General features: G+C 66.4%; 10 protein-coding genes. 5 read left to right on the forward strand and 5 right to left on the reverse strand.

Annotated elements, in window-relative coordinates:
- From Q0672_RS18230 to Q0672_RS18240, 3 genes are all read left to right on the forward strand, one after another.
- Window positions 1-1,322: vitamin B12 dependent-methionine synthase activation domain-containing protein (locus Q0672_RS18230; protein WP_298624544.1), on the forward strand; the 1,322-nt coding region annotated here is incomplete at its 5' end.
- A 26-nt stretch (window positions 1,323-1,348) separates the two neighbouring features.
- Window positions 1,349-1,930: a GIY-YIG nuclease family protein gene (locus Q0672_RS18235; protein ID WP_298624546.1), complete on the forward strand. Its 582-nt coding sequence runs from the start codon at window positions 1,349-1,351 to the stop codon at window positions 1,928-1,930.
- A gap of 60 nt (window positions 1,931-1,990) precedes the next feature.
- Window positions 1,991-2,491, forward strand: a complete 501-nt coding sequence (locus tag Q0672_RS18240; protein WP_153160645.1) for a hypothetical protein — start codon at window positions 1,991-1,993, stop codon at window positions 2,489-2,491.
- Window positions 2,492-2,512: 21 nt separating this feature from the next.
- On the opposite strand, the gene Q0672_RS18245 is transcribed toward Q0672_RS18240, so the two are convergent.
- Genes Q0672_RS18245 through Q0672_RS18255 form a run of 3 tightly spaced genes read right to left on the reverse strand, consistent with a single transcriptional unit; the run spans window position 2,513 to window position 4,170 of the window.
- Window positions 2,513-3,310, reverse strand: coding sequence for a CbbQ/NirQ/NorQ/GpvN family protein (locus tag Q0672_RS18245; RefSeq protein WP_153160644.1), 798 nt, complete (start codon window positions 3,308-3,310; stop codon window positions 2,513-2,515).
- The gene (locus Q0672_RS18250; RefSeq protein WP_298624549.1) at window positions 3,307-3,567 is read right to left on the reverse strand and encodes a cytochrome C oxidase subunit IV family protein; all 261 of its coding nucleotides are present in this window, start codon (window positions 3,565-3,567) and stop codon (window positions 3,307-3,309) included. The genes Q0672_RS18245 and Q0672_RS18250 overlap by 4 nt, the downstream gene beginning before the upstream one ends.
- Before the next feature lie 9 nt (window positions 3,568-3,576).
- Complete coding sequence (locus tag Q0672_RS18255; protein ID WP_298624551.1) at window positions 3,577-4,170, reverse strand: cytochrome c oxidase subunit 3 family protein; 594 nt, start codon at window positions 4,168-4,170, stop codon at window positions 3,577-3,579.
- A 166-nt stretch (window positions 4,171-4,336) separates the two neighbouring features.
- Between Q0672_RS18255 and Q0672_RS18260 the strand changes: the two genes are divergently transcribed.
- Window positions 4,337-5,260, forward strand: coding sequence for a diguanylate cyclase (locus Q0672_RS18260; RefSeq protein ID WP_298624553.1), 924 nt, complete (start codon window positions 4,337-4,339; stop codon window positions 5,258-5,260).
- Between the two features lie 6 nt (window positions 5,261-5,266).
- On the opposite strand, the gene Q0672_RS18265 is transcribed toward Q0672_RS18260, so the two are convergent.
- Complete coding sequence (locus tag Q0672_RS18265) at window positions 5,267-5,758, reverse strand: isoprenylcysteine carboxylmethyltransferase family protein (protein ID WP_298624555.1); 492 nt, start codon at window positions 5,756-5,758, stop codon at window positions 5,267-5,269.
- Between the two features lie 176 nt (window positions 5,759-5,934).
- Window positions 5,935-6,249: a hypothetical protein gene (locus Q0672_RS18270; RefSeq protein ID WP_153160639.1), complete on the reverse strand. Its 315-nt coding sequence runs from the start codon at window positions 6,247-6,249 to the stop codon at window positions 5,935-5,937.
- A 128-nt stretch (window positions 6,250-6,377) separates the two neighbouring features.
- On the opposite strand from Q0672_RS18270, the gene Q0672_RS18275 reads away from it, so the two are divergent.
- Window positions 6,378-7,308 (forward strand): MFS transporter (locus Q0672_RS18275; RefSeq protein ID WP_298624558.1); only part of this gene is annotated, 931 nt, incomplete at its 3' end.

Genomic DNA, 7,308 nt, shown 5'->3' on the forward strand with positions numbered 1-7,308 from the left:
CCGCCCGCGAACACGGCGCCCAGGCCATCGGCCTGTCCGGCCTCATCACCCCGTCGCTCGAAGAGATGAGCCACGTGGCGGCCGAGATGCAGCGCCAGGGCTTTGCCGACGGCCAGTCGATTCCGCTGCTCATCGGCGGCGCCACCACCAGCCGCGCCCACACCGCGATCAAGATTGCCCCGCATTACAGCGGGCCGGTGATCTACGTGCCGGATGCCAGCCGTGCGGTGGGTGTGGTCACCAGCCTGCTCTCCGAAGGTCAGCGCGAGGGCTACACCGCCGACGTGGCCGCCGACTACGAGAAGATCCGCGCCCAGCACGCCGGCAAGAAGGGCGTCGCGATGGTCAAGCTCGACGCCGCCCGCGCCAATGCCTTCCGGTGGAACCTCGACCCGGCCTACACGCCGGCCAAGCCCGCCCAGCTGGGTGTGCACGCCTTCGACATCGACCTCGCCGAGCTGGTGGATTTCATCGACTGGGGCCCGTTCTTCCAGACCTGGGATCTGGCCGGCAGCTACCCGAAGATCCTCGACGACGAGATCGTCGGCGAGACCGCCCGCGAGCTCAAATCCGACGCCGAGGTGATGCTCGCCCGGATGGTCGCCGAGCAGGACACCAACCCGTGGATCAAGGCCCGCGGCGTGATCGGCCTGTTCCCCGCCAACGCGGTGGGCGACGACATCGAGATCTACGCCGACGAATCCCGCAGCAACGTGCTGATGACCTGGCACGGCCTGCGCCAGCAGCACGAACGCCCCGCCGGCAAGCCCAACTACTGCCTGGCGGATTTCGTCGCCGGCAAGGAATCCGGCGTGGCCGACTACGTGGGCGCCTTCGCGGTAACGGCCGGTCTCGGCATCGAGGGCCGTCTCGCCGCCTACGAGCGCACCCACGACGACTACCACGCGATCATGCTCAAGGCCCTCGCCGACCGCTTCGCCGAAGCCGCCGCCGAATGGCTGCACACCCGCGTGCGCAAGGAGTTCTGGGGCTATTCGGCGGCCGAGACCTTCAGCACCGAAGAGCTCATCAAGGAAGCCTACCAGGGCATCCGCCCGGCGCCCGGCTACCCGGCCTGCCCGGATCACACCGTCAAGGGCGACCTCTTCAAGCTGCTGGACGTGCCAGCCAACACCGGCATGGGCCTCACCGAGAGCTTCGCGATGACGCCCGCGGCAGCCGTCTCCGGCTTCTACTTCGCCCACCCGGACAGCCACTACTTCGCCGTCAGCAAGATCGGGCGGGATCAGCTGGAGGATTGGGCGCAGCGCACCGGGATGACGGTGGCCGAGGCGGAAAGGTGGCTGGCGCCGTTGCTGTAACAGACCGCCTTTGCCTGGGGGCGAGCATGAGCACCGCTACGTCGTACTACGTCTATGCACTGAAGGATCCCCGGCAATCGCCGGCCATGCCGTTTTACATCGGCAAGGGCACCGGCACGCGCTCCTACGACCATCTGGTCAATCCCGACGATTCGCCCAAGGGCCGGCGGATCCGGGAGATCGAAGCTGCGGGCGGCAAGGTGCTGGTGGCCCGGCTGGTGGATGCGCTCACAGAGGCGCAGGCGCTCAAGATCGAGGCCGAGCTGATCGCCGCGTTCGGAACGCTTGAAACCGGCGGGCTGCTCACCAATGCCGTCATGCCAACCGGGCTTGCTCGCAAGAGCCGGCCGGCCGTCGTTGTGCCCGCGGGTGTCCGGGAGAAGGCGCAGATCGGACTGGCGCTGCTCAAGGATGCCGTGCTCGAACTGGCCAAGGCCAACCCGCAGGGCATCTCCAATTCCGACGCCGCCAGCCTGCTGGGGCTGCGCAGCGACTATGGCGGCGGGTCGAAGGACTATCTGTCGTACAGCGTGATCGGGCTGCTGATGCGCGACGGCAAGCTGGCGCGCACGCAAACGGGTCGCAAGCACATAGCGAAAGTGGATTGAGTGGGTTTCCACCTCTGCGCTGATCGCTGCTGTATTTGATCGTCGTAAATAACATCGGGTATGATGAATGGCTTAATTCATTGCTGGTGTTATTTATATATGTTTTGCTTGCGTAACTTGCTGGTTGTTCTGGTTGCCAGCCTGATTTCGGTTGTCGCACTTGCTGATCCGCTGTCTCAAACCAAGCACCAGCGGATCATGGGGCTGGCGGCCGAGCAGGGTCAGAACTCGGTGACTGTGGTCAGCATTGAGGAGGCCAATAATGCGCTCGCCACGATGCTGATGGTCGGCGCCCTCAATTCCGGCGTTCCCTCAGGGAATTCCGGTGTCGTGCGGCAGTTTTTTGAGGGCAAATTTAAAGTGAAGGTCTTGGGGGTTGTCGGCGACGATGACGCCCTGACTGCAGCAACAGTTGCCCGGGCGTTGGAGGACGTCAAGGGTAAGGCTGTGTCCGACGTGTCTTTGCTCGTGGTGCTGGACGATGAGGCGCAGCGCAGCCGTCTTGCAGCCCTCGCTGAGGCCGCAGGTGTTCGTCTCGTGCTTGCGCCGCCGCAGCGTTAGTGCTCGCGATGCCGCCCGCCGTCACCGCCCGAACGTTGCCCTCACCACCTCCAGCAGCGCGTCGGCCACGTCGGTGTCGTCAGTGAGGCTTTCCACCAGCGCCGAGCGGCAGGCTTCGATGGGGTCGAGGCCGACCTTCACCAGCTTGGCCGCATAAACCAGCAGGCGGGTGGACACCACTTCTTCCAGATCCACATCTTTCAGGCTGCGCAGGCGGGCAGCGATGGAGACGAGCTGCTTCGCCAGCATCGGGTCGCAGGCGGCTTCGCCCAGCAGGATGGACTCCTCCCGCGCGGCGCTCGGAAACTCGAAGCGCAGGCTGATGAAGCGCTGGCGGGTGGAGGGCTTGAGGCCCTTCAGGAAGTTCTGGTAGCCCGGGTTGTAGGACATCACCAGCATGAAGTTGTCGGGCGCGTGCAGCAGCTCGCCCGTGCGCTCGATGGGCAGCACGCGGCGGTCGTCGGCGAGCGGGTGGATCACCACGGTGGTGTCGCGGCGGGCTTCGACCACTTCATCCAGGTAACAGATGCCACCTTCGCGTACCGCGCGGGTCAGCGGGCCGTCGCACCACACCGTCTGACCGTCGCCCAGCAGGTGGCGGCCGACCAGATCGGCCGCGGTGAGATCGTCGTGGCAGGCCACGGTGTACAGCGGCAGCCCCAGCCGCGCCGCCATGTGGGCGACGAAGCGGGTCTTGCCCACGCCGGTGGGGCCCTTGATGAGCAGCGGCAGGCGGTTTTTCCAGGCCTGCTCGAAGACTTCCACTTCGTTGCCGGCGGCTTCGTAGAACGGGATGTTGGTGGTCATCGGGGCATTCATGGGATGGAGATCCAGTAGGCGACGGCGATCAGCGTCGAGACGAGCAGCAGCCAGCCGAGCAGCAGGCCGCGCCAGAAGAATTTGACCCCACGCAGGCCCATGAAGTCGAGCACCACGAGGCGGCCCTTGATGAAGCTGATGGAGAGGAGCATGGCCATTGCGGCCGTTCCGCCACCGCCGCGCTCGCCGATCTCGAAGGTGGCGACGGTGGCGGCGAGCAGCACGACCAGCACGATGTTGAGGTGTCGGGTGTTCATCGCAATCCCTCAGCGCATCACGTATACGAGCGGGAACAGCACGATCCACACCAGATCGACCATGTGCCAGTAGGCCGCGCCGGTTTCGATGCCGTTCATGTTGTCCGGGCCGTAGTCGCCCTGGCGGGTCTTCCACCACAGGGCGGTGAGGATCACCAGCCCGAGGATGACGTGCATGAAGTGGAAGAAGGTGAGCGACAGATAGAACATGTAGAAGGTGTTGGTGGACAGGTTGATGCCCGCACCAAACTTCGCCGCGTATTCAAAGCCCTTCACCACCAGAAAGCCGCCGCCGCAGGCGATGCCGGCGAGGAGCCAGCGTGCACCGGTCTGCGCGCGGGCCCGGCCGACCGCCTCGACCGCCCGGGCCACGCACCAGCTGCCGGTGATCAGCAGCACCGTGTTGAATGCGCCGGCCTTGCGATCGAGGGTCTCCTGCATGGTGTTGAAGAGTTCGACGTTGTGGGCGCGCCCGAAGGCATAGGCCGCAAAGAAGACCCCGAAGGCGAGCAGCTCGGCGAGGATGAAGAACCAGATCGCCAGATCACCGGGCGGCGCGCTGGCCGGGTGGGGGGCTGGCTGGGGTGGGGCGGTGGTGTCCATGCCCGCGAGTATCGGCGGGCGGCGGGCGGCCAGCCTTGATCTGAACCAAGTGTCAGCGCTTGAGGCGGCGCTGCTGCGTGTACCCGGATAGGCGGGAGATTTCGGGATATTATTACTTTAGATATAAGAAAGACGGGCTGGGGGAGGGGGTATGCGGATTCTGGTGGTGGATGATTCCCGAACCATCACGTCGGTGTTTGGCGCGCGGCTCGTCGAGGTTGGCCATGAGGTGGTCATCGCCGAGAACGGGCAGATTGCAGTCGAGCGTTTTCAGGCGTCGGCGCCCGATCTCGTCCTGATGGACATCGAGATGCCGGTGATGAACGGATTCGAGGCCGCCAAGCAGATCCGCGCCGTCGAGGCCACCCAGGAATGGGCGTGGACGCCGATCATCTTCCTCACCGGCTCCGACACCCCGGAAAATCTCGTCATGGCCATCGAGGCCGGCGGCGACGACTTCATCCCCAAGTCGGCCCCCGAGGGCGTGGTCCAGGCCAAGATGAAGGCCATGGCGCGCATCGCCGGGCTGCGGGCCGAACTCTCCCTCGCCAACCGCAAGCTCGAGGCCCAGGCCAGCCAGGACGGGCTGACCGGCCTGTTCAACCGCCGCTACATGGATCTGCGGCTCGACCACCAGTGGGGCGAGGCGATCAGCTGCGGCGCGCCCTTCGGGCTGCTGATGATGGACGTGGACAACTTCAAGCTGTTCAACGACCACTACGGCCACCTGGCGGGCGACGACTGCCTGCGGGCGATCGCCGCGACGCTGCAGAAGGTGGTCGAGGAGGTCAATGCCCGGCGCCTTGCCCACGATGCCTTCGTGGCGCGTTATGGCGGCGAGGAGTTCGCGATGATGCTGCCCCGCTGCACCCCCGAAGCGCTCGCCGAGATCGCCCGGGTCGCGGTGGATGCGGTGTGCCGGCAGGGGATCGCCCATGCGCGCAATGCAGAGTGGGGGGTGAGCACGCTGTCGGTGGGCGGCGTTCACATGAGCCGCGCCGAAGGTGCCCTGGCGCAGTTGTTCCGGCGCGCCGACGCGAACCTCTACCGCGCCAAACAGAACGGCCGCAACCGGGCCGAGCTGGGCTGACGCGGCTCAGTAGATCAAGGGGATCAGCTTGCGGACGCGCCGCTGGTAGTCGGCGTAGGCCGGAAAGCGCTCCAGCAGCCAGACCTCCTCGCGCCGCGACTTGATGTCGAAGAACACCAGCAGCAGCGCGGCCCACAGCAGGGTGAGCCAGCCTTGGGCGATCAGCGCCCAGCCGAAGGTCGCCAGAATCAGCCCGGAGTAGATCGGGTGACGGACCCAGCCGTAGGGGCCGGTTTCCACCAGCCGGCAGTCGTCCCGCGGATGGGGCAGGGGCGTGAGGTTGCGGCCCAGACGCAGCACGGCGGCGGCGCAGATCGTCACGCCGAGGGCCAGCAGCATTGCGCCGAGCGCCCGGCCGGGAAATTCCAGCACCCGCGGCCAGGCCGGCAGGCCCGGCAATGACGACGGCCCGAAGGCGATCAGCGCGAAGATGCCGCCCTGGGCGACCACATACCATTCGCCCCGTGGGCCCTTCCACCAGGGCGCGCGGCGCGTCATGGCCGGCTCCCGGCGTGGGGCCGCGCCCCGGAAATCAGATCCGCCCGTCGGCGAAAGCCGTGGGCCGTGTTGCCTGTCCGTGTGCCTGCCACCGCGTGTCATCCCCGTTCGACGGCCGGATGCCGTCGCCAGCCGCCATTCTAGGCCTCGGGGCGGCGCGGTGCAGGGGTGGCGTTTCAGCCCACCACGAAGCCCGGCACGTCGATGCGCACGGCAGGGCGGTCGAGCACCACCGCGACGCTGCTGGCGAAGCTCCGCGCCCATTCGCCGCCCTGGGCGAAGCGCTGCTCGCCACCGTATTTGGCCACGTTGAGGATCACGTCGAGCATCAGCACCTTGCCCACCGGGTTGCTCGGGGTGCATTCCAGCTCGTCGAACTCATCATGGAGCCAGTCCTGGGCGCTGGCCTTGGTGAGATTGGCCACGTCGGCGGCGTGCACATGAAATTCGTATTCCCGGTCTGCCCGGAACACGACGGTGACGGTGTACATTCGGGTCTCCTCGTTATTTTTCCACCCTGATTGACGCATTTTTCGGTGGGCCGGCGGCAAGATCAAGTAACCGATTGTTATCATCCCCCGCTGGCCTGCATCCTTCTCTCCGCTTCCCCGTTCCGCCCATGACCGAATCCCCCTGGCGCGCCCTCGCCAACCGCCGCATGCTGATCTGCGTGCTCACCGGTTTCTCGTCGGGCCTGCCGCTGTACCTGTTGCTCAACCTGGTTCCGGCGTGGCTGAAGACCGAGGGGCTGTCCCTCAAGGCGATCGGTGCCTTCGCGCTCATCCAGTTTCCCTACACGTGGAAGTTCGTCTGGTCGCCCTTCCTCGACCGCTTCGCGCTGCCGCTCCTCGGCCGGCGGCGGGGCTGGATGGCGCTGACGATGCTGCTCCTGCTGGCGGCGGTGGCGTGGCTTGGCACCCTGTCGCCCACCCATCAGCTCGGGCTGGTGATCGGCCTCACGGCGCTGATCGCCTTTCTGTCGGCCACCCTGGACATCGTCCTCGACGCCTACCGGCGCGAGCTGCTGCCCGAGATCGAGCTGGGCATCGGCAACGCCATCCACGTGAATGCCTACAAGCTCGCCGGGCTGGTGCCGGGTAGCCTGTCGCTGGTGCTGGCCGATCACTTGCCGTGGTCGCAGGTGTTTCTGGTCACCGCGCTGTTCATGGCGCCGGGGCTGGTGATGACGCTGCTGGTGAAGGAGCCCGCCGCTGCCCGGGGCGCCCCGCGCACCCTGCGCGACGCGGTGGTCGAGCCCTTCCGCGAGTTCTTCGGCCGCCACGGTATGCGTTCGGCGCTGGTGGTGCTGGGCTTCATCTTCCTCTACAAGCTGGGCGACTCCCTGTGCACCGCGCTCGCCACGCCCTTCTACCTGGACATGGGCTTTTCCAAGACCGAGATCGGCCTCGTCGCCAAGAACGCCGGCCTGTGGCCCAGCGTGATCGGCGGCATCCTGGGCGGGCTGTGGATGGTGAAGCTGGGCATCAACCGCGCGCTGTGGGTGTTCGGCGTGGTGCAGTGGCTGGCGATCTTCGGTTTTGCGTGGCTGG

This window comes from uncultured Zoogloea sp. (genome assembly GCF_937894855.1).
Lineage (GTDB): Bacteria > Pseudomonadota > Gammaproteobacteria > Burkholderiales > Rhodocyclaceae > Zoogloea > Zoogloea oryzae.

Excerpts from the sequence above, each read along its gene's own strand:
- Q0672_RS18235 (WP_298624546.1), top strand. The coding sequence starts at position 1,349 with ATGAGCACCGCTACGTCGTACTACGTCTATGCACTGAAGGATCCCCGG.
- Q0672_RS18250 (WP_298624549.1), bottom strand. The coding sequence starts at position 3,567 with ATGAACACCCGACACCTCAACATCGTGCTGGTCGTGCTGCTCGCCGCC.
- Q0672_RS18240 (WP_153160645.1), top strand. The coding sequence starts at position 1,991 with ATGATGAATGGCTTAATTCATTGCTGGTGTTATTTATATATGTTTTGC.
- Q0672_RS18245 (WP_153160644.1), bottom strand. The coding sequence starts at position 3,310 with ATGAATGCCCCGATGACCACCAACATCCCGTTCTACGAAGCCGCCGGC.
- Q0672_RS18255 (WP_298624551.1), bottom strand. The coding sequence starts at position 4,170 with ATGGACACCACCGCCCCACCCCAGCCAGCCCCCCACCCGGCCAGCGCG.
- Q0672_RS18270 (WP_153160639.1), bottom strand. The coding sequence starts at position 6,249 with ATGTACACCGTCACCGTCGTGTTCCGGGCAGACCGGGAATACGAATTT.
- Q0672_RS18265 (WP_298624555.1), bottom strand. The coding sequence starts at position 5,758 with ATGACGCGCCGCGCGCCCTGGTGGAAGGGCCCACGGGGCGAATGGTAT.